The 22,130-nt window shown below is 48.0% G+C and carries 17 protein-coding genes, 5 tRNA genes and 1 pseudogene; 19 read left to right on the forward strand and 4 right to left on the reverse strand.

What is annotated here, in order from left to right; translation table 11 throughout:
* Positions 1-32: 32 nt before the first annotated feature.
* From K6T91_01825 to fdhF, 7 genes and pseudogenes are all read left to right on the forward strand, one after another.
* Positions 33-2,135: an FAD-dependent oxidoreductase gene (locus K6T91_01825; protein MCL6471537.1), complete on the forward strand. Its 2,103-nt coding sequence runs from the start codon at positions 33-35 to the stop codon at positions 2,133-2,135.
* 15 nt (positions 2,136-2,150) lie between these two features.
* Positions 2,151-2,810 (forward strand): methylenetetrahydrofolate reductase C-terminal domain-containing protein, encoded by a 660-nt coding sequence (locus K6T91_01830; GenBank protein MCL6471538.1) that lies wholly within the window; start codon positions 2,151-2,153, stop codon positions 2,808-2,810.
* Between the two features lies 1 nt (position 2,811).
* Positions 2,812-3,678, forward strand: a complete 867-nt coding sequence (locus tag K6T91_01835) for a methylenetetrahydrofolate reductase (GenBank protein ID MCL6471539.1) — start codon at positions 2,812-2,814, stop codon at positions 3,676-3,678.
* A 57-nt stretch (positions 3,679-3,735) separates the two neighbouring features.
* Positions 3,736-4,539, forward strand: a complete 804-nt coding sequence (locus K6T91_01840; protein MCL6471540.1) for an AAA family ATPase — start codon at positions 3,736-3,738, stop codon at positions 4,537-4,539.
* A 115-nt stretch (positions 4,540-4,654) separates the two neighbouring features.
* Positions 4,655-5,461: a dihydropteroate synthase gene (locus tag K6T91_01845; GenBank protein ID MCL6471541.1), complete on the forward strand. Its 807-nt coding sequence runs from the start codon at positions 4,655-4,657 to the stop codon at positions 5,459-5,461.
* Positions 5,462-5,555: 94 nt separating this feature from the next.
* Positions 5,556-7,274: pseudogene (locus K6T91_01850) on the forward strand (FAD-dependent oxidoreductase).
* Between the two features lie 279 nt (positions 7,275-7,553).
* Positions 7,554-9,635, forward strand: a complete 2,082-nt coding sequence (gene fdhF, locus K6T91_01855; GenBank protein MCL6471542.1) for a formate dehydrogenase subunit alpha — start codon at positions 7,554-7,556, stop codon at positions 9,633-9,635.
* 92 nt (positions 9,636-9,727) lie between these two features.
* Here the strand turns inward: fdhF and K6T91_01860 are convergent, their stop codons facing one another.
* Positions 9,728-10,603: a DMT family transporter gene (locus K6T91_01860; protein MCL6471543.1), complete on the reverse strand. Its 876-nt coding sequence runs from the start codon at positions 10,601-10,603 to the stop codon at positions 9,728-9,730.
* Positions 10,604-10,825: 222 nt separating this feature from the next.
* Here K6T91_01860 and K6T91_01865 point away from each other — a divergent pair, with 222 nt between their 5' ends.
* From K6T91_01865 to purE, 7 genes are all read left to right on the forward strand, one after another.
* Positions 10,826-11,419: a DUF5317 family protein gene (locus tag K6T91_01865; GenBank protein MCL6471544.1), complete on the forward strand. Its 594-nt coding sequence runs from the start codon at positions 10,826-10,828 to the stop codon at positions 11,417-11,419.
* Between the two features lie 210 nt (positions 11,420-11,629).
* Positions 11,630-13,189, forward strand: a complete 1,560-nt coding sequence (purH, locus tag K6T91_01870; protein MCL6471545.1) for a bifunctional phosphoribosylaminoimidazolecarboxamide formyltransferase/IMP cyclohydrolase — start codon at positions 11,630-11,632, stop codon at positions 13,187-13,189.
* Positions 13,190-13,535: 346 nt separating this feature from the next.
* Positions 13,536-13,611 (forward strand) — tRNA-Lys (locus K6T91_01875).
* Between the two features lies 1 nt (position 13,612).
* Positions 13,613-13,685: transfer RNA gene (locus K6T91_01880), tRNA-Glu, on the forward strand.
* A gap of 66 nt (positions 13,686-13,751) precedes the next feature.
* Positions 13,752-13,826: transfer RNA gene (locus tag K6T91_01885), tRNA-Val, on the forward strand.
* A gap of 68 nt (positions 13,827-13,894) precedes the next feature.
* Positions 13,895-13,968 (forward strand) — tRNA-Asp (locus K6T91_01890).
* Between the two features lie 331 nt (positions 13,969-14,299).
* On the forward strand, positions 14,300-14,812 hold the full coding sequence (purE, locus tag K6T91_01895; GenBank protein ID MCL6471546.1) for a 5-(carboxyamino)imidazole ribonucleotide mutase: 513 nt from the start codon (positions 14,300-14,302) through the stop codon (positions 14,810-14,812).
* Here purE and K6T91_01900 read toward each other — a convergent pair.
* Positions 14,809-15,255, reverse strand: a complete 447-nt coding sequence (locus K6T91_01900) for an NUDIX domain-containing protein (GenBank protein ID MCL6471547.1) — start codon at positions 15,253-15,255, stop codon at positions 14,809-14,811. The two genes, purE and K6T91_01900, sit on opposite strands and share 4 nt — an antisense overlap.
* Positions 15,256-15,471: 216 nt before the next feature.
* On the opposite strand from K6T91_01900, the gene K6T91_01905 reads away from it, so the two are divergent.
* A complete protein-coding gene (locus K6T91_01905; GenBank protein MCL6471548.1) occupies positions 15,472-15,639 on the forward strand; it encodes a hypothetical protein in 168 nt (55 codons plus the stop codon).
* 2 nt (positions 15,640-15,641) lie between these two features.
* Here the strand turns inward: K6T91_01905 and K6T91_01910 are convergent, their stop codons facing one another.
* Positions 15,642-16,958 carry a TIGR04013 family B12-binding domain/radical SAM domain-containing protein gene (locus tag K6T91_01910; protein ID MCL6471549.1) on the reverse strand — a complete coding sequence of 439 codons (1,317 nt, stop codon included), beginning with the start codon at positions 16,956-16,958 and terminating at the stop codon, positions 15,642-15,644.
* Between the two features lie 268 nt (positions 16,959-17,226).
* Here K6T91_01910 and K6T91_01915 point away from each other — a divergent pair, with 268 nt between their 5' ends.
* The 4 genes from K6T91_01915 to K6T91_01930 all read left to right on the forward strand — a co-directional run bounded on the left by K6T91_01915 (position 17,227) and on the right by K6T91_01930 (position 21,116).
* Positions 17,227-17,460, forward strand: a complete 234-nt coding sequence (locus K6T91_01915) for a hypothetical protein (protein MCL6471550.1) — start codon at positions 17,227-17,229, stop codon at positions 17,458-17,460.
* 222 nt (positions 17,461-17,682) lie between these two features.
* Positions 17,683-17,755: transfer RNA gene (locus K6T91_01920), tRNA-Phe, on the forward strand.
* 292 nt (positions 17,756-18,047) lie between these two features.
* Positions 18,048-19,433 carry a hypothetical protein gene (locus K6T91_01925; protein MCL6471551.1) on the forward strand — a complete coding sequence of 462 codons (1,386 nt, stop codon included), beginning with the start codon at positions 18,048-18,050 and terminating at the stop codon, positions 19,431-19,433.
* Positions 19,434-19,604: 171 nt separating this feature from the next.
* On the forward strand, positions 19,605-21,116 hold the full coding sequence (locus tag K6T91_01930) for a sensor domain-containing diguanylate cyclase (GenBank protein MCL6471552.1): 1,512 nt from the start codon (positions 19,605-19,607) through the stop codon (positions 21,114-21,116).
* Positions 21,117-21,170: 54 nt separating this feature from the next.
* Here K6T91_01930 and K6T91_01935 read toward each other — a convergent pair whose 3' ends face one another.
* Complete coding sequence (locus K6T91_01935; GenBank protein MCL6471553.1) at positions 21,171-21,977, reverse strand: hypothetical protein; 807 nt, start codon at positions 21,975-21,977, stop codon at positions 21,171-21,173.
* Positions 21,978-22,130 lie beyond the last annotated feature (153 nt).

Below are 22,130 nucleotides of genomic sequence, written 5' to 3' on the forward strand. Positions count from 1 at the left end.
CCATGAATGGACTTAGGAACAAGGAAGTTTCCATGAAGGACAAAGATTCTATTTCTCAGGCTGAAAAATTCGAGAGATGGGTGCTGGAGGCCCCAGTGAAGCCTCCCTGCGTAGTCGCGTGTCCGGTTAATGCCGACATCCAGTCCTACGTTAGTTTGGTTGGACAGGGTAGATTTAAAGAAGCGCTTGAGACAGTGCGCGAGAGGTGTACTCTTCCCGGCTCGCTGGGCAGGATTTGCAATCACCCCTGCGAGGGAGAGTGCCGCAGAAATAAAGTTGACTCGGCAGTCTCAATCCGCTCGATAAAAAGATTTGCTGCCGATGTCTGCATGGACCTACCACATCCCGATCCCATCCCAAAAACAAAAGGGAAAAGGGTCGCAATAATCGGTGGGGGGCCAAGTGGGCTCACCGCGGCTTATGATTTGGCAAAGGACGGCTTTGACGTAACTATCTTTGAGAAAAACGATGCCTGCGGAGGCGCCATCTACACTGGTGTTCCCAAATATAGACTGCCTAAAGATATCGTTGCCTGGGACGTTGCGGCTATTCAATCTTTAGGGGTTGAGATAAAGACGAACACCGAGATCGGAAAAGATATCGCCTTTTCCGATCTCATAAAGGATTATGATGCGGTTCTTATAGCGATCGGTCTCTCGGTTAGCCGCAGCCTACCTATCCCTGGAGCTGACGCTCAAGGAGTTCTTCTTGCACTTCCTTTTTTAAAGATGGTTAACTTTGACGATAATGCCACGATTGGCAGGCGAGTAATAGTTATCGGTGGCGGAAACGTTGCAACTGATGTTGCTCGCTCCGCAAGAAGGATAGGTGCCGAAGAGGTCAAGATGTTCTGCCTGGAGAGCGATGAGGAAATGCCGGCTTCTCCCTGGGAGATTGAAGAATCAATAGATGAAGGGATACAGATATATCCTTCCTGGGGCCCGAAGGAGATCAAAGTCAAGGATGGAAAAGTTGCCGGCATGGTTTTTAAGAAATGCCTCTCAGTTTTTGAAAACGGTATGTTTAACCCAAAGTTTGACGAATGCGAACTTACCGAGACAGAAGCCGATAATGTGATTTTTGCAATCGGCCAAGGCGCGGACACATCGGGCTTTACGGGAACCGAGCTTGCGATAGATGAGCGCGGCCGCATCGCGTTTAACCCAATGACAATGCAGACTAACGTGGAGGGTGTCTTTGCCTGCGGCGAGGTCGTAACCGGCCCCGGAGCAGCAGTTGCTGCTATGAAAAGTGGGCACAGGGCAGCAACTGCTATAGCAAAGTATCTAGATACCGGCAAGGTGTCTGCGCTACATATAAGCGAGCCAAAAGCTATTGGCCAGATGCCGGGTGAAGTTGCCGAGATAGTGACCAAGCTGCCACGTACAGCAGCCGAGCTTGCCGACGCAAAAGAGCGCATCAAGAACTTTAATGAAGTGGAGTTTGGCTTCGACCAGAAAACGGCGATGTATGAGGCACGCCGTTGTATGAACTGCGGAGCGGGTGCGCAGCTTATCGAGGAGAAATGCGCAGCATGCTTGACATGCGTTCGTGTCTGCCCGTATGGTGCGCCGTATGTCAGAGAAGCAAGGGTTGCAAACTTTGCGCTTGAAAACTGCCAGGCCTGCGGCATATGCGCTGCCGAGTGCCCTGCACTGGCCATAGATATTAAGCTAAACGAGTCGACAGGTATTATGACCCGGGCGTCAAGAAGCCTTGATGAGCCCTTTATCACCGTGTTTACATGCCAGTACTCGGTGCCAGAGGTTTTAAATCCTGAGAGGCTAAGAACTCAAGTTCCGGCTGGAGTAAACCAGGTAAGCATGTTGTGTAACAACCGTATTGATACGGCGCATATTTTAGCTGCCTTTGAGGCGGGGGCAGATGGTGTGCTCGTCGCCGCGTGCCCGGATGAAAAATGCAGGCACAATAAAGGTATTGATTGGCCAAAGATTAGGGTTGCTCGTGTTAAAGATACGTTAAATGAGATAGGTCTCGGTGCAGACCGGCTCGAGCTTGCCAAGGTCACAAAAGGCTCAGCCGATGACCTTACAAGGGCAGTCAACGAGTTTAAAGATAAAATAGAAGAGCTGGGTCCAAGCCCATTAAGTAAACAGCTGACTCCGAGCAAGTAAAGGAGTTTAGAAGATATGATTGTTGCAGAACCAAAAAGTCTGGACGAGATAAAGGCGATGACTGATAAGTACGACCGGATACTCATGGTCGGGTGTGGGACTTGCACAACCGTTTGCTTGACCGGGGGTGAGCGTGAAGTCAAACTTATGGCGACCGCGCTTCGCCTGGCAAGAAAAGTCGAGGGAAGAGAAATCGAAGTAGGTGAGCAGACGATCCTTCGCCAGTGCGATTTCGAATATATCGATGAGCTGAAAGATGTCGATAGCTACCAGGCGATCGTGTCTTTGGCGTGTGGTGCAGGTATTCAGGGTGTTGCGAGAAGTTTTCCCGAGAAGCCTGTGCTGCCCGGAGTAAATACCCAATTCATCGGCTTTAATGAGGAGTTTGGATATTATACTGAGCAGTGCAAGGCCTGTGGAGATTGTATCCTCCATCTAACTGGAGGCATCTGCCCAATCGCACGCTGCGCTAAAGGCCTGCTCAACGGGCCCTGCGGCGGCACCAACAATGGCAAGTGCGAGATAAGCAAAGACAAAGACTGCGCTTGGGTTTTAATCTACAACGCGCTTGAGAAACAAGGAAATATTGAGCAATTCAAGCAAATCATAACCCCAAAGGATTTTGCCAAGGCAGGCAACATCCGCTCTATGGATTTGCGCAAGGCAGGCGATTGAGATGGGATTTAAAGAAGCTCTAGCAAGCGGAGAATTTGTTGTAACAGCTGAGGTTGGCCCACCTAAGGGTACCGACATATCAGAGATGGTTCACCATGTAAAGGTGCTAAAAGATAAAGTGCATGCATTAAATGTAACCGATAATCAAAGTGCGGTCATGCGCGTCTCGACTATTGCTGTTACTAAGGTCCTGCTTGAGCTTGGCGTCGAGCCGATTTTTCAGATGACCTGCCGTGACCGTAACCGCTTAGGACTGCAATCTGACCTGCTTGGAGCGGCCGTCTTCGGTGTAAAAAATGTGCTTGCTTTAACTGGGGACCACACGATGCTTGGGGACCATAAGGACGCAAAGCCGGTTTTTGACCTCGAGTCAGTTCAGCTTTTGCAGGTGATTAAACGCCTAAACGAAGGCTTCGATATGGCCGGAAACGAGCTTCAGGGGAAGACTGATTTCTTTGCTGGAGCGATCGTGACACCGGAGGCAAATCCACTTGAGCCCCAGTTGGCCAAGTTTGAGAAAAAGGTCGAGGCTGGCGCAAAGTTCTTCCAGACCCAGGCAGTCTACGACTTGAAGAAGTTCCACTCCTTTATGGAGCGCGCAAGTAAATATAACGTGCCAATCCTAGCCGGAATCTTATTGCTTAAATCAGCCGGCATGGCCAAGTACCTGAATAAATTTGTAGCAGGCATCTCCGTTCCTGACGATTTGATCCAGGAGCTAGCAAGTGCGGAGAAGCCGCTTGAAAAGGGAATCGAGATTGCTGGGCGACAAATCCGCGAGCTAAAAGAGGTTTGCGCCGGAGTGCATGTCATGGCGATTGGAGCGGAAGATAAGGTGCCCGATATTTTAGAGGCCGCCGGTCTCTAAAGGGCTGCACTACGCTAAACTCGAACTACCAATATTAGTAAGTTAGGATGATTAAGATTGAAAATAGCTATAACCGGCAAGGGTGGCGTCGGTAAGACGACTATAGCAGCTGGATTAGCAAGGTTTCTTGCCAAAGAAGGATATAAAGTAATTGCAATCGATGCCGACCCGGATGCAAATCTTGCGGCGGCTTTAGGCGTAGACCCAGAGCTGGCGATGGGGATTACCCCGATTGCCAGGATGAATGAGCTTATTGCGGAGCGAACTGGAGCACAGCCTGGAACAATTGGCGGATATTTTAAGCTAAACCCAAGGGTCGATGATATACCCGATAGCTTAAGCATTGACGTCAATGGGATTAAACTTCTTGTTTTGGGCACTATTGAAAAGGGTGGTAGCGGCTGTATTTGCCCCGAGAGCACGCTTTTGCGGGCGCTTCTTAAACACGTCATCGTAAGGCGAAACGAAGCGGTTATCCTTGATATGGAGGCCGGAATTGAGCACCTAGGCCGAGGCACTGCTGAGTCAGTAGATGCCCTCTTGGTTGTTATCGAACCGGGCCAGCGAAGCGTGCAGACCGCAAAGGCAATCGAGAAACTGGCAAAAGATTTGTCCATAAAAAAGGTGTTTTTAATCTTAAACAAACTACACAGCCAGGATGAGGAAGAGCGGTTGAAAACTTATCTGCCAGAACTTCCGATAATCGGTACAGTCGCCGAGCGGGACACGATCAGACTTGCCGATTTGGATGGAAGGTCGCCGTTTGATATAGATAAATCATTTGTCGACGATATCGCAAGAATCAAGGAAAATCTTGACCAGGTACTTTTTGAAGAGACGGCAGAAAGAATTAAAAGCTAGCTTCTAAAGTTTATGTAAGGCTTAGAAATCAGAAATTAGAGGCCACTGTTTATCAGGTCTCTGAAGGTGCTTTGCACGTTCTGGTTTCTGGTATCTGAACAGGAGGAAACAAAGAATGCTTATAATCGCTGAGAAAATTAACATCATGTCAAAGACAATCGGTCCGGCCATGCGGGAGCGCAATGCGCAGCCGATACAGGACCTCGCGCTCGCACAAGTTCAGGGCGGCGCAAAAGCGCTTGACCTTAACCTGGGACCAGGGACCAAAGATGGTCCGGAAATGATGGAATGGCTTGTCAAAACCGTCGAGGAAGTTGTCGATGACAGCATTCAGCTCTGCCTCGATACCAAAAACATCGTCGCCATGGAGGCTGGGCTCAAAGCCGTGACCAAGCACAAGCCGATGATTAATTCAACCAACGCCGACCCGGATGTACTGGACCAGTACATGCCAATGGCTGCAACTTTTGACGCAGATATTATCGCCCTTACTATGACATCGGCCGGTATTCCGCGTGATCACAATGAGCGTCTCGAAAACGCAGCGACGATCATGATGAAAGCAATGGAGCACGGCGTAGCTCTTGATAGGATCTATCTCGACCCGCTGGTTTTACCGATAGGCGTTGCACAACAGGATGCCATGGAAGTCGTCGAGACTATCCGCAGTTTCCAGGTTCTAAATGACCCTCCAATGAAATCGGTTGTAGGTTTGAGCAATATTTACAATGGCACACCGAAAGAGCTTCACAGCCGCTTTGGCTACACATTTTTAACCATGCTGGGGGCTGCTGGCTTAACTGCAGCGATAGCCGATTCGCTCGACAAAGACTTGATGGCAGTTGCAAAGACCATCGAGGTGCTCAAGAACGAAATGCTCTATGCGGCGTCTTACTTAGACGATATTTTAGTTAAGGCTTAATAAGATAATTTAAATATTTTCACCGGAGATTATTCATGCCGATGGTCTACAATAAGCGGCTTTTTGGAAATCAAGAAATCGGTAGGAGGATTGAATGTCGTATATTCAGCTGCAAATAGACAATATCTGTGTTGCAGCCCGCCGTGGGCAGACGGTGCTTGCGGCTGCGCTGGAAAACGGGATACATATACCATATCTGTGTCATGACCCACGGTTGAAACCGACGGGCGGTTGCGGCCTTTGTTTGGTTGAGATAGATAACGTGGTTCAAAAAGCCTGCATGACCAGGGTTGTCGATGGCATGCATGTAAAGACCAAAAGCGATACTATAATTGAACGCAGAAAGAAAAGGCTGAATGAGATTTTTGCAGACCACTGGGCAGACTGTATAGCTCCGTGCACCCTGGCGTGTCCTGCTGGAACGGATGCGCAGGCATACATCGGCTTGATCGTCCAGAGGAGATATCGTGATGCAGTAAGGCTCATCAAGCAGACCAACCCAATGCCTTCGGTTATTGGGCGGATTTGCACCAGGCCTTGTGAAGATAGTTGCCGCAGGGCCTTAATCGATGAGAAAGTATCCATATGCTTTTTAAAGCGATTTGTTGCTGATAAAGATATACTATCCAATGATAGATTCAGACCCGAGATAAAGCCCCCGTCAGGCAAAAAAGTTGCGGTGGTAGGCGGAGGTCCTGCGGGTCTATCGGCCGCTTATTACCTGACCATTGAAGGACATAAGGTGACCATTTTTGAGCTCATGCCGAAGCTTGGCGGAATGCTTCGGTATGGCATCCCTGCATACAGGCTGCCCAAGGATGTCCTTGATAGGGAGATCTCGACGATTATCGATTTAGGGGTTGAGGTAAAAACCAACCAATCACTAGGTCGGAATTTCACCATTGAGGACTTAAAGCGTAGTTATGATGCGGTATTTTTAGGAATCGGCGCTCAGAAGGGTGTAAGCTTGGGGGTCCACGGGGAAGATACCCAGGGTGTTCTAAGCGGAGTCGACTTTTTAAAAAATATTGGACTTGGCGAGAAACTTAAGGTTGGCGAGCGGGTTGCAGTTATAGGGGGCGGCAATACCGCAATCGATACCGCAAGAAGCGCGCTTCGACTGGGAGCCAAAGAAGTCAATTTGATATACCGCCGCTCCCGCGAGGAAATGCCCGCACATGATATAGAGATAGAGGAAGCTGAGCGCGAGGGGGTAAAGCTAACGCTGCTTGCTAGTCCGGTTGAGGTATTGGGAAACGGCCGGGTAGAAGGGCTTAAATGCATCCGTATGGCTTTGGGCAAGCCGGACAATTCCGGGAGGAGGCGGCCTGAGCCGATTGAAGGAAGCGAATTCGTCATCGATGTCGACATGGTCATTGCTGCGGTTGGTCAAGCCATCGATGGGAACTCTCTTGACGGGCTCCTGAGTGAGCGAAAGCGAATAGCAATTGACTCTTCTACTATGCAAACGAACGTAGAAGGCGTGTTTGCTGGAGGTGATGCGGTAACCGGGCCAAGAGCAGCAATCGATGCTATAGCTGCCGGAAGAAAAGCTGCTATTGCTATCAACCAGTACTTAAACGGTGAAAAGATAAAGCTGGGTCCCGACAAACCGTTTAGCGCTGTAAAGAGCGGTGTTACGCGGGACGACTTATTGCCGAGAGAAGAGAAGATGCGCGTTCCCATGCCAACTATCCCTCTAACTGAGAGAAATAACTTTAAAGAGGTGGAGCTGGGATACTCTGATGAGCAAGCTATCGAAGAAGCGATGCGCTGCATGGAGTGTGGCTGTATTAAACAAAACCAGTGCCACTTAAGAAAACTTGCAGTTGAGTATGAGATCGAACCCAACCTGGATGGAGAATCCATGCGGCATTTTAAGGTGGATGACCACCATCCGGTGATTCTAAGAGATATGAACAAGTGTATACGCTGCCTGAATTGCGTAAGTATCTGCGGTGAGGTTGTGCAGGCCGATGCGCTTGTCCATGATGAGATAAACGATGAGATCACGACAGCTGGCGGCGTACCGCTTCTTGAAACAAGCTGCGAAGCGTGCGGACAGTGCCTGTCTGTATGTCCAACAGCTGCCATGATTGCAAACAGGCAGGATTTTACCCGGGAGTACTTCTGGCCCCCTAAAGTAGTTGAGACCACTTGCGGCTACTGTGGTGTGGGCTGCCAGCTTGAGCTAAATATAGACGGCGCTGGCAAGGTCTTTAGGGTTACCAGCAAGTCGGGCCGCGGTGTAAATGAAGGAAACCTCTGTGCGAAGGCTCGCTTTGGCTTTAAATTTATTAACCATCCGGATAGGCTTAAAAAGCCGCTTATTAAGAAAGACGGGCAATTTGTTGAGGCATCTTGGGATGAGGCAATAAATCTAGTTGCAAGCAGGCTTTTTGAGATAAAAGAGGCTCATGGACCTGATTCAATTGCCGGGCTGGCATCCGCAAGGTGTACCAACGAGGAGAACTACCTCTTTCAGAAATTTATGCGTGCCGTAATCGGCACAAATAATGTTGACCATTGCGCAAGGTTGTGACACTCCCCGACTGTGGCCGGTCTGGCCAAGGCATTCGGAACTGGAGCAATGACCATGTCAATCGAAGATATTGAGGATGCAAAGGTAATCCTCGTTATCGGATCTAATACTACTGATGCCCATCCGATTATTGGCTATCACATAATGCGGGCGGTAACCGAATATAAGGCACGCCTTATTGTTATAGATCCCAGGCGAACAAAGCTGGTAGAGTTCGCAGATGTGTGGCTTAGCCCAAAACCGGGTACCGATGTTGCTCTGCTTAACGCGATGATGAATGTAATTCTTGAAGAGGACCTTATTGATGAGAGCTTTATTGCACAGAGAACTGAAGGATTTGAGGACCTAAAAGCAATTCTTCCCGAGTGCAGGCCCGAGGATGTCGAAAAAATTACCGGTGTTCCTGCGCAGGACATAAGAGCTGCCGCAAGACTTTATGCCGGGGAAGGTAGAGCCGCGATATTCTACACTATGGGGATAACACAGCATACGTCAGGCACCGATAATGTGCTTGCAATTGCAAATCTTGCAATGATGACCGGAAATGTTGGACGTCGTGGCTCTGGTGTTAACCCCTTGAGGGGACAAAACAACGTTCAGGGAGCCTGTGATATGGGAGCGCTTCCCGATGTGTTTACCGGCTATCGCAGGGTGGACAACGAAAAAGCGCGCAAAGAGTTTGCAGAACGATGGGGCGTTGAGCTCCCTGTTGAGCCTGGTCTAACGCTTACAGAAATCTCAAGAGGAGCGCTGGAAGGAAAGATCAAAGCAATCTATATAATGGGTGAAAATCCGGTTGTATCTGATCCAGACACCAAGCATGTAATTGAAGCACTTCAGAAGCTGGACTTCCTGGTTGTCCAGGATATTTTCTTAACTGAGACTGCCAAGTACGCGGACGTCGTGCTTCCTGGGGCGTCTTTTGCCGAAAAAGATGGCACGTTTACAAACACTGAGCGCAGGGTTCAAAGGGTTAGGAAAGCAACTGAGCCACCGGGAGAAGCCAAGGCCGATTGGCAGATAATCTGTGAAATTGCCCTTGCCCTGAGATATCCTATGAGATATAGCTCTGTTGAGGAGATAATGTCTGAGATACGTGAACTTACGCCGACTTATGGCGGAATTACATATCAGCGGCTGGATCTACTAGGCGGATTACAATGGCCCTGCCCGACAGAGGGTCATCCCGGAACGAGAATGCTTCATACCGAGAACTTTTTCAGGGGCAAGGGGCTCTTTACTCCGACTCGCTATCGCCCGCCAGCGGAGGAGCCGGATGAAGAATTTCCCCTGGTTTTAACCACGGGAAGAAACCCCTGGCAGTATCATACGCGTACGATGACCGGAAAGTCGGAAGGGCTTAATGCACTAGCGCCGGAAAACTATGTTCAGATAAATTCGGTTGATGCTAAGAATTACGGTGTGGTAGATGGCGAGAAAATTACGGTTGCCAGCAGGCGTGGCCGCATAGTAGCAAGGGCTGTTGTAACTGATGATATTCGCCAGGGTGTCATCTTTATGCCGTTTCATTATGCTCTGTCATCTGCAAATGAGCTTACAAATACGGCTATAGATCCGATTGCAAAAATACCTGAGCTTAAGGTTTGTGCTGTTAAGCTGGTTAAAGCATAACTTTAAATTTAACCCAGCATTATTTACGCCATTTATATTTTATCTATAGCCGTTGTTATTGGTAAATTTCGCTACCGAATTTCTGGCCAAACTTATTCCGATACAATCTCGGCCTCTATGCGCCGCCTGGTTACTAGTACCAGGATCAAACCCGAGACGATAATCAAAAGACCTCCAGCTATTGTGGTCAGACTAGGCAGTTCGCCCAGAATAACGGCGGCAAAAAAGACTGCACTTACCGGGTCTAGGTAGGTGAATATACCGGCTTGTTGGGCTTTGACTGTGCGCAGCCCACTTAAATACAGGGCTGCGGCGAGGGCAGTGTGAAACGCACCCAACACAAATAGGATAAGCATTGTAGGTGGACTTACGGAGAACTTGAAAAGAAAGAGCGATGGGCTAAGTATGAGGGCGCAAAACGTCTCTTCAAAAAAGATCATCGAAAGAATGTTTATTCTTGCGGTAAGCGGTTTTGCGAGGATAACCAGCACTGCATAACTTATGGCACTGACAAAAGCCCATGCAATTCCGGCTAGGTCTCTCATGCCAAAGCCCATTGCGGCCGGAGATGCGATAAGCACCATGCCGATTACTGAAATTAAAAGGGTTACGATCGTGATTCTCTCGACCTTCTCTTTTAATATAACAGGCGCAAGCAATGCGACATAGATTGGGGCGGTATAGGTTATAAGGACCGCATTTGCAATCGAGGTTAGCCTGACGCTATAGAAAAAAGATGTCCAGTTAAGGGCAAGAAGTGCTCCTATGCAGAAAAGCAGGTATATGTTTTTGCCGACTGCAAGCCTCTCTATCTTTCTTTGGCCCGCAATGAGGACGAGGACGGATATTGCGGCAAAAAAGGTGCGGTAGAAGACCATTACCGGGACAGGAAGATCGATGAGGCGCACAATGGTCCCTAAAGACCCCCAGATGATCGCCGCTATGATTATTCTAACGTATCCCCCCATTTTACTCCCAACCAAGTCGCCGTAGATATTTTATATTCCCTAAAGCCGGTACTGCCCTCACCTCATTAAAACAAAAAAGCACTCCTTCAACCAGCAGACCATAAACAATCAGGGCGAAGTGACCTATATTCCAAAGTTTTGCGGGCTTGCGAAACATTTGTTAAAGCGTGGCAAGATTTTGACGAAAAAGAATAAAAGGACACTGGTGAAGGAGACGCAACAATGTTACTGCTAATCTTTATTGTACTATCGCTGGCAATTGGATACATAAGAGGCGGCAGGTTGAGAAATATCTCAGAAGTAAGGTTTAATTACGGCATACTAATCCTTATAGCTTTTGTTGTTAAACTGGTCCTGGTTATTTCAGGTTTTCGCTTTGAGGCAGCATCACCAAGGCTTGCTGTAGCTGCGCATATCTTTACCTATTTCCTGGTAGCCGCATTTTTAATTCTTAATTGGCAGATCGCGGGCATGCGCATAATTGCAGCCGGTCTGATGCTCAACTTTTTCACCATCATGGCAGATGGTAGCTTTGAGCTAAGTCAAATAGGTTATGCTACAGCAGCCGATAGTCTTAATTTGGCAATATCTAACCAAGCTAGCAAAATCTCATTGCTGCCATTTAGGGATGTCTTTAACCTGGGGAGCCTGCTCATGGCGCTTGGAGTGTTTGCCGTTGTTAGCAGGTTGATGCAGATTAAGAAGGCAATTATTGAGCCTGACATCCGAAACAAAACAGCAAGACCGCGTTACCAGCCAAAACACCTGGCAAGGCCCCGTAAGTGGTCTGTGGTCATTATTAAGAAAGCAGTCTAGATTTTAATTGGTAGTTTTTGATTTTTAAAGGACGAATCAAAAGATCGACTTGAGGGTGGAGTTTGGTAGGCTCCACTTTTTATTTCAATTATTACAGATTAGCCGCTAAAAATTTTACTGTTTGCTTAAATAGTAGCAGATAATAATGTATAATTAGGGCTGTGTATTTACTGTCTACAGCTGTGAGCTAAATTAACATGGAGGCGGTGCATGATAGATAAAATCAAAATCCAGCGGGCGATAATAAGCGTATCCGATAAAACCGGCGTGGTGGAGTTCGCAAAAGGTCTTAAAGAGTTTGGCGTGGAGATTCTCTCGACCGGCGGCACTGCTAAGGCCCTAAGGGATGCAGGGATAGAGGTTGTTGAGGTATCCGACTATACGGGGTTTCCTGAGATGATGGAGGGTCGCGTAAAGACACTTCATCCGAAGATTGCCGGCGGAATCCTAGCTGATCGTCGGAAAGAAGAGCACATGAGACAAATCAAAGAGGCAGGCATCAACCCAATAGATCTCGTTTGCGTAAATCTTTATCCCTTCGCGCAAACTATCGCCAAACCCAACGTCACGCTGGATGAGGCAATTGAAAACATCGATATTGGGGGGCCGACAATGATTCGTGCGGCCGCCAAGAACTTTGAGGGGGTCGCGGTTGTTGTAGAATCGGGCTGGTATGCAAAGATATTAGATGAGATGCGTGCTAACGACGGTGCGCTTTCCCGCAACACTCGCTTTGCGCTTTGTAAAGATGCTTTTAAGCACACCGCGATGTATGATTCAACTATTGCACAGTGGCTCTTTAAGCAGGATGCTGAGACCGCTTTTCCGGAGCTAGTTACTTATACTTTTGAGAAAATCATGGATACCCGCTATGGCGAGAACCCGCACCAGAGGGCAGCTTACTACCGTCAAGCAGGGGCACCGGCTGATACTCTGGTTAACTTCAAGCAGATTCATGGCAAAGAGCTCTCGTACAACAATATTCTCGATATGAACTCAGCCTGGATGCTGGTCACCGAGTTTGATGAGCCAGCTTGCGCCATTATAAAACATAACAACCCGTGCGGTTGCGCTCTCGGGCGTGACCTCACTGAGGCGTATGTTAAAGCCTACGAGTGCGATACGGTATCGGCATTTGGCGGCATCGTTGCTCTAAACCAGATGGTGGATAAAGCTACCGCGGAAGAGATGGCCAAGATTTTTATCGAGGTTGTTATCGCACCAGGCTACGACCAAGAAGCACTCGATATTTTGACCAAAAAAGCTGATCTTCGCTTAATTGATACCGGCGGTATAACCAAGACCGATTACTTTGATTACGACCTGAGGCGTGTAAACGGCGGTGTCCTCATTCAGGATTTTGACAATATCGAAGAGCCGATAGCCAATTGGCGCGTTGTAAGTGAGGCTAAGCCAACCGAAGCTCAATGGAAAGACATGGCTTTTGCCTGGAAGGTCGCAAAACACGTTAAGTCAAATGCCATTATTTACGTCAAAGACCAGGCAACAGTAGGTGTTGGTGCGGGTCAGATGAGCCGTGTGGATTCTACCTGGCTTGGAGCGCACAAAGGCGGAGATAAGGTCAAGGGGGCGGTCGTAGCATCCGACGCCTTTTTCCCGTTTAGGGATGGCCTGGACGCAGCAGTTGAAGCCGGTGCGGCGGCAATCGTCGAGCCGGGTGGGTCGATCCGCGATGACGAGGTCATCGCCGCCGCCAATGAGCATGGTATCCCCCTGGTCTTTACCGGAAAACGCCATTTTAGGCACTAGTAAATACCGAATTTAAGAACCATCGACCGGTGAACTATTGTTAAATGTGCGCAGTACCAGAGCCCGCCTGGGTCCTTCAGCTTCGCTCAGGATAAATTCCGTAGAAGGGCTTGCTTATAGATATAACTACAGACAAAGCGAAGCAATCTTCGCAGTTGGGGTTAATCCGCGGATTGCTTTGTCGTTTCACTTTCCGCAATGATGGATTGGCCGGTTGTAAGCAGTCTTAGCAGGTCGTTTTTGCATTGACATCGTGGTTTAGCTGTAGTATCATATCAGATGCTGTAGCGGTAACGCCGTTGTTTCCGCTACAATATTTTTGTTTACGCCTGTAAATTGGCAACGTGGGCCGTTAGCTCAGCTGGCAGAGCACCGGACTTTTAATCCGGGTGTCGAAGGTTCGAATCCTTCACGGCTCACCATGCCCCCATCGTCTAGAGGCCTAGGACACAGCCCTTTCAAGGCTGCGGCGGGGATTCGAATTCCCCTGGGGGCACGAAGCAAAGCGGAGTGCGCCCAGGAGGAATTACTTTACGTTATTCCTCCTATAGGGGCACAAAATGGGAGTTTAGCTCAGCGGGAGAGCACCTGCCTTACAAGCAGGGGGTCAGTGGTTCAAATCCACTAACTCCCACCAAATATGCGCTTTTACACGCAGAAACGTTGAAAACCATATCGAAACTCTGTATAATTCTGTTAGTTTTTGGGGGCGTAGTGTAGCGGTTTAACATGCCGGCCTGTCACGCCGGTGATCGCGGGTTCGAATCCCGTCGCTCCCGCAGCGAAATAAGCCAGCTCAAAGCTGGCTTATTTTATTGCCAAGAATTGAAAATAAAAAGCCGAAAATCGATTGAGTTATCGAGGGCAAAGTTTAAGAGGTGAGGGCTGTTTAATTTCAGTTATATTATATAAACCTAACCTTTTAGGATAATTATCCTAGTTAAACGGCATTGGTGCGTGTAGGCGTTGTATAAAGATAGGGCTAATCTTCTTTTAGAGCTAGTTCCATGTAAAAGGCATAGGCTGTCGAGTCTTCCGCTAATCTAGCTTTAAATTTAGGCCGATTATGGTATTATAGTGCTCTAATCATATAGGTTGGGGTGATAGTAAATGGCTAAGCAGGGGCCGCTGGTTGGGATCATAATGGGAAGCGACAGCGACCTTCCGGTTATGGAAAAAGCCGCTAAAGTATTAGCAGATATGGGTATCTCTTACGAGATGGATATCTTATCTGCCCACCGTCTGCCGGATAAAACCGCCGAGTATGCAAGGACTGCCCGGCAGCGTGGCCTTGCTGTGATTATTGCCGGCGCAGGAATGGCTGCCCACCTGGCTGGAGTCATTGCTTCTCATACCACCTTGCCCGTAATAGGGGTGCCACTAAAGTCAGGCGCTTTGGAGGGCGTCGACGCGCTTTACTCAACGGTACAGATGCCACCAGGTATTCCGGTTGCGACAGTTGCCATCGATGGAGCAGTAAACGCGGCATACCTTGCCTGCGAGATCCTATCGGTCTTTAACCCTGAGATCGCTAAAAAACTTGAGGAGAAACGAGAAGAAACACGTCAGCTCCTTGCAGAAAAATCGAGAAAGCTGCGGGAAGAGGGCGGCGATCTCGACTAAAACCATTGCCTTTTGCGCAAACCTAAGTATTTTGCGCTTATAGTTCCGCTTAAAGCCTCTTTTACTACATCACTTATCGGTGGATAAAGAACCATGTTCTCAAGTGACGACTCGTCCACCCACTCAACGGAATTCGCGGTGGTGTGCTCGGCGTTTATCTTCGGCGTCCCATCTAAGATCTCGCCAACAAACACGCAGTGAAGCGTGTGCGCTACCTTGCCGGCGGACGGCGTCTCAACCAGGCAGATAAGCTTGCCAATGTTGATTGCTACGCCAAGCTCTTCGTCGAGTTCGCGCTTCAACGTATCGGTAAGCATCTCGCCGTCAGCAACACCGCCCCCGGGGATACCATAGACATCTGCCTTGCCGTAGCGGTATCTCATCAAGAGGACTTTACGATTTCTTATTAAGATAATAGACGGCCTTACTTTAATTTTTACCACCGCTTTATTGAAACCAAAATTGTAGTGCGTCCTTTAGAGCCTGCCCTGAGCGAAGTCAAAGGGGCTGCTAAATAGCAGGGCTAAAGCCCTGCGCTACATTATCATTATACTACGCACATGGGTAAACACCCTGCTTTTCAATCTTCAAACTGCATTTTTCAATCCGCCTTACGCGGGTACTTAATTATTATCGACTAATATCAGGAGTTGATTGATATGGCAAGGCCGAAAAGAAAGATACCAGAAACACCCGAGGATATAGAAAAAAGGATAAAAGAAGAGCGCGAGGCCGAGAAACTTGCGAAAGAAGAGCAGCAAGAGATAGTAAGGCGTGCTGTGGGCAAAAGCGGAAAAGAACCTAGGCCGGGGGAAACGGCCCAATAAAACTACTGCAAGTTACGGATTACGGGGTTGGTGGTAGACTGAGTGCCACTTTTAGCTCTAAATATGAATGCTTCTTTGGCTAATCTTTGCTGTGTATGCCATTGCCCAAATTGCAGACCTTTGTTTGCAAGTCTGCTTAGGTAGCGGCTAAGTTCCTTGTCCACAATTCCGGTCTTAGCATTGCTAAGGGGCGTTCCTGGAAGCGGAATAAACGTGTGGCTGTGGATTTTAGCCCCCATATCTGTGAGATTATCAATCATCTTAATCGAGGATTCCCGGTCGGCTTTTGTCTCGCCGGGCAGGCCAAAGATAAAGTCTACGCTTACATCAAGCCCGCAGGCAAGGATAAGCTCTACCGCACGGTAGACGTCTTCCACCGTGTGCTCTCGGTGTAACTTATCTAACATGCGCTGGCTTCCCGTTTGTGCTCCGACGACAAGCTGTTTAGTCGCCGTGTAGGTGGTGATGAGGTTTAGCGCATCCTTTGAGACAGCCTCTGGCCTTACCTCTGAGGGGAAAGAACCAAAGAAGAGATGTTTCTTACCTGTGATTTTAGAGGCCTCTACTAGAAGTTCCTCTATTGCAGCGAGGTTTACCGTTTTGCCATCATTAGAGCCGAAGGCAAGCGAGTTTGGCGAAATAAACCTAAAATCTCGTGTCCCGTTGGCTTTGCTCAAAGAGATGTATTTGAGTATTTCCCCGAGCTTACGGTGGCGCATCTTGCCGCCAAAGATGAATGACGTCTGGCAGAACCGGCATGCATGTGGGCAGCCCCGGCTTATCTCAATGGGCGAGAGCTTGTTATGTTTGGTTGAAAACGGTGCAAAGCGGTTCAAATCGATCGGGCGCCTCTTTCCGGTCCTCATAAACCTGCCGTCATGGTCGGTGTAGGCTATCCCTTTTATTTGCCGCCAATCTAAGCCGTCTGAGAGCGCGCAGATGAGCTCTGGGAAGGTCTCCTCGGCTTCGCCTATTACCGCGATATCGAAGCCAAGCTGAAGCGTCTCAGTAGGGTCTCCGGTGGCATGTGGACCTCCTGCAATATAAATGACTTGGTTGCTATCCAGGTTTGCTCTTAATTTGGCAAGCGTTTTATAAACCTCGACGATGTTGGTTGTCGCAAACGAGAAGCAAACTGCAAGCGTATCATATTTGGTGGCGGCTCTTTTGACCTCCTGGGCGAGCCTATCCACATCCTTGCCAGGCAGGAAATAAATCGGCATATCCTTGGTTTTTGGCATGCTTTCAAGCGCACCTGCCAAGGCAGCAAAGCTATACTTATTATAATTCTGCACAATAAATGCGATGGCTATGCTCATAAAACTCCATAAAACTTCAAGCTGATTATATAATAGCAGGATTTAGTCAAGATGAGAGACTCTTAAGGCTGTGCGCTTCTGGGGTGATGGTTTTGGGTTTGCAGATCAGTTTTCCCACGATTTCCCTCCCTTCGTCTATTGAAGTTGCTCTTTGAGCTGCTAAATTTGCATAAAATGGCCAAGTAGCTTAAGTAGGTGGAGTGGCCCCCATGAAAGGTAAGGGTACGGGTAAACAGTCTTTGAGGACTTAGTTAGAATCTTAAGAGCTATGCACTTAATTCGGTTAGCACAGGGTATAAATGCCAGGAACCAAGCCAGTGACCCACTAAGTCTTTATCCTGATTTAGGGACTGTTGCAATAGACAGTATGCAGATAGAGGCCGATATATTTGAAACCCGGGGAGACGTTTCGGGGATAACGCAACCAGGTGCGGAAAGGTCTGCGGTCATATTCTTTGATGCTCCTGAAGGCAAGACTATTGCGCTAGACCAAGTAAGCTAGGTAACGCTACGCCTCGGGGATGTCTTTAATGAAGAGACTTTTGGATCAAACGGTTTGATCTGACCGCACCATTGAAATAAGAGAAGGATTATATCAATTTTGAAGTTATGTTATAATGTAAGGACGCATGCGACCAGCTATTCCATTTATAATACCCGTGTGCTAAAATGGCATCTGTGTAATAAACATACCAGGATAGGGGTTCTAGCCTGGGAAAATGATGGCCAGGTAGCTCAGTAGGTAGAGCAGGGGACTGAAAATCCCCGTGTCGGCGGTTCGATTCCGTCCCTGGCCACATAAAAAGCCGGTTTCTTGACCGGCTTTTTTGCCGAGAATCGGAAATAGAAAAACTGATTACCGACTAAATCGCATCTACTTCTGCTCAATCCAAAATCTCACATGAGGCTGCCGCCAAGCATGCATTAGCTGGCTAAAAACTTTGAATCTGCATAGCCTTTCCCCGCTATTAGTTAACTGCAAATCGTATTTAAATTAACCAAATATGTTGTTAACCAAAGAGACTTAGTGGGTAGTAAATTGCAGAACCGTATAGCTTTTTGCATTTTAAGGTAAAGGGAGGTGAGAGGGTGAAAAAAGCTTTTGTTGTAGCCATTGCTGCTCTATTTGTATTCGCATTTGCAGGCACGGCACTTGCTGCTACCCCATCTGTCATTGGAGGCGATGGCGCATCTGTTTGGACCTACAAAGACCTGCAGGATTCTACTGCCAAAACTGAGGGTGGTTACAAAGCGTTTAATAATACCGAGTTTACAGGAGACTATGATAACCCGCACGGTGGTTACGACACCACGACCGATAAGTGCAATGTTTGCCATGCTGTCCACCGCACTGAAGGAGCATACTTCCTATTAAGGGCAGATACCCAAGACGATGCCTGCGATTACTGCCATATCGGGGGTTCCGCCCACTCATCGTACATTGTCTATGACCTTAACGCTGCCGGCAAGCAGGCCACCAATGGTCATACCATCGGTGCAGGCTCAACCATTCCAGACAGCTCAATCGATCAGTGGCTTGAGACCATAACGCTCGTTACTGTTGACGAGAATGGCAATCAACTAGCGGAGAGCGTTCAGGTTCGTGCTTATGACCCTGCCAAGAATGAGATGTACCGATTTGCAAAGCACCATGGCCATGTTGCTGCCAGTACCGGTGAAGCAGGTTATGACAGGGTTGGGCCCCTGGCACTTAGCTGTATAAACTGCCATCAACCACATAATGCCGAGAACTTGGTATGGAGACCAACCGACTTCAACAACCCAACGACCCGGGTTGAAGGTTACAAGCTACTGAGGCTCATGCCATCTGGTTCTGTTAAGCCGGGTGAAACTACGAATACAGCTGGTTACTGGGATGTAGACGACGTTATTAGCGTGCCCCAAGAGACCATGACGCCTGCGAATACCGGTCACGATGTGGAGAGTGGCTCAAGCGATCCAAGTGCCCCGAATACTATTTACACGGCTTTTGTGGGCAGCACCCAGCTTACACTGGAAACAGATAGACCACAAACAGTCAACCAGTACACGCTATCTCCATGGTGTGCTGATTGCCATAACTTAAACATCGGCTATTGGAAACCCCTTACCACTGAAGAGCTTGGCTACAAGAGCCATGCCGATAGAACCCATCCTGTTCCATTTACCGGTAACAACGATGGAAGTGGCCCAGGGCAATGTTACAGTTGTCACCGAAATGACATGCCTATTGGCCTTGCTTGTAATAGATGCCACTTTGGTCCAACTTCTTACAACGCCTATCATGATGACCCAGCCGTAAATTCCGACTTCCCGCACTCCGGTCAGGCGAACTCCATTAAGCTACTTGGAGTTTGGAAATCTGATATGGACGATGCTGGCAATATTGTTGATGACCTTACGACACCAGTTACCGAAGATGCAATCGATGGCGTCTGCTTGAGGTGCCACACCGGCATTGGAGTCAATCACTAACAGTTATTCCTTTTAGGGGAAGGATTGCCATGATGAACAAAGAGACCCGCATTCTGGCAGGTCTCTTTGTTGTATCTTAGGTTCAAATTTAGTGCTTGGTGGCTTCTTAGCTCCTGCCTAAAAATTCCTACTAAATAGCTCATTTATGCTCCTATATATTATAATACGGGTATGGGTATATTTAGGGGTGATAGTGCCAGAACAAAAGCTAACCCATTTGATTACAGCCTGCGCCCGCGATTGCTGCTGCTTCTTGCTGTGATGCTTATTCCTTTTGTGGTTTTCTCGCTTTACCAGGCTTATAGGAGCTACAACCAGCTTATGCAGGAGAAAATGGCAGGCAATGTCCGAAGCGCATTGGAGGTGGCAAACAATGTCGACGAGCTAGTTCTGGCAACCGAGGATCTGCTGGTAGCTATATCTAGAAGCCATGCTGCAAGAGAGCAGGACTTTAATGAGATGAAGCGGTGGTTTAGCGATATAGCCCAAAAATATCCCTATTACAAAAACATCATCTTTGTCGATATGGATGGCAATATCCGCGCTGCTGCTCACACCTACTCTAAACCCGACGGGCAAATCATCGCCAGCGTAAAGCAAACAGCGTACTATAAACGTGCCATCAGCGCAAGTGGCTTGGCCTTCGGCGATTTTATGTATGCTGTGCTAAGTAAACAGCCAGTCATTCACATAACCTATCCAGTTTTTGGGACAGATAACAAAAGAATTGGGTTTGTCGCAGTCGCATTCGACCTTTCGCATTTGCAGGATAGGATAGTTACAATAAAGACCGCAAAGGGCTCGGAAGTTTCGGTGTTCGATCAAAATGGAACTGTTATCGCACGCACTATTGAGCCCAACCGTTGGGTTGGGAAATGCTATGCAGGCTTTACACGCATAACTAATGCGCCTGGCACAATTACCGGACCTGGGCCCGACGGAATTATTCGGGTGATGAGCTTCCGCAAGACCAGGCTCACCCCGTGGACTGTCGCAGTGTGCTTTGAAGAGGTGATGGTTCGCACGCAGGCCTTAAAAGAGCTGCTAAAGCAGCTTGCACTTTTCCTACCACTGTTTCTTGTCGCCGTAATTGGCTGGCTTTGGATTGGCCGAGACGTCGATGGTCTCTATAAAGCGGCTCGCAGGTTAAGTCTTGTGGATCAAACTACATCGCTTGGCAGCTTCAGAAAATTCAACCAGGATTTGGTTAAGGATATAGCAAGGGCAAGGCGTAATATGCAGCTTATTTCGCTGCTTATGCTTGATATAGACGGATTTAGGCAGTTTAATGAGATCAACGGCTATCAGTTTGGGAACCGTGCGCTTGCTAAAATATCCGACATCATCAAAGGGATGCTTCGCGACACCGACTTTGCCTACCGCTATGGGGGAGATGAGATTGCCCTGATACTTACCGATACTGATGAGCTCGATGCGCTTGAGTTTGCTGAGAGAATTCAAGGTGAGCTAAAAAGGCATGACTTTAAAACCAAAGATGGAAAAGTTATTAACCTTAGCATATCAATTGGCATTGCAACATACCCAGCCGATGCAAGCGATGCTGAAGGACTTATTCAATGCGCTCGCGAGGCTTTATTCTTAGCAAAGGAAGAAGCAGGCGGGGGTGTCGTTGCGACCTACACGCAAACTAATCGACCGCGAAAGGTAAAAAAGGTTGGCTGAATTGGAGATAACTGTGCCGACCCAGGCGTGGGGTTGGAAGTTTAAACTTAAAATTTAAAGCTTCTGGATTCTTTTAGCAGGTACCTCATCGGTTTCAAAATCATCAAGGTAAACTGGCGGTTTTATTAGCTGCTCAAAACTAGCATGTGCTGGTACTGGTTTTGCGATATCAGTTGTTTTAGTGATAGGGGCGCCAACCAATCTTTTTGCCTCACTTAGGAGCTCAGCCTGGTACATGCGTTTCTTTTCGGCCAGTCTTAGAAGATCGGCCTTTACGGCAGCAACCTCTTTATCGCGCTCAAACGGATCTCGTTCTAACTCTTTTAACTTCTTAGCCTTCTTAGCCTGCTCGATGCCAACTTTTTCGATTTGCCGCTCTCTTCTTTCAATTTCGGCGAACTCTTCGGCAAGTATGTCCTCCCAGTCTTCGATGCAGATGCTCAGGCTGTTGTATATCTCGACGACCTGGTTGCGCACATTTTGCATGAACTCGTGCGCAAGGGCTCTATCCAGGTGGGGACTTGTTCCGCCAGTAAGTATCGCCCCGGCCTTTAGATCGATATTATCCAGCGTGCGGCTTGTCACCCGAAGTATCTCAAATGTTTTTCTTATCGTTTTCTTGGCGATTTCCTTTTGCTCCCTGGCAAGTTTTCTTCTCATAACACTGCGGGTAAATGCCCAGCTAATAAGGGCTACAAGAATAATTGATGTCGGTAGGTATATAAACGGACTGGTTACTAGGTTGGTTAATCCAGGGGAAATATCTGTTTGCAAGCCAATAAATAGGCCTGCACCCAAAATTATTGCTATAACCAATACTAAGGTGAGCCAAAAATCAACCCTGCTGGACTTTTTATCCATTGGCTGCTCCTGCCTGTGTTATATGGTTGCTTTGGCACTTGCTCCAGAATTTAGTGCTACTTACTTAAGGATATTATAAAACAACTTGACGGATATTTGTAAAATATTTAGAGATAATTTTTCGGTCGAATATCTGTGGGGTCTCTGGCCGGA

The sequence above is a fragment of the Bacillota bacterium genome, assembly GCA_023511485.1.
In the GTDB taxonomy this organism is placed as follows: Bacteria; Actinomycetota; Aquicultoria; order Aquicultorales; family Aquicultoraceae; genus CADDYS01.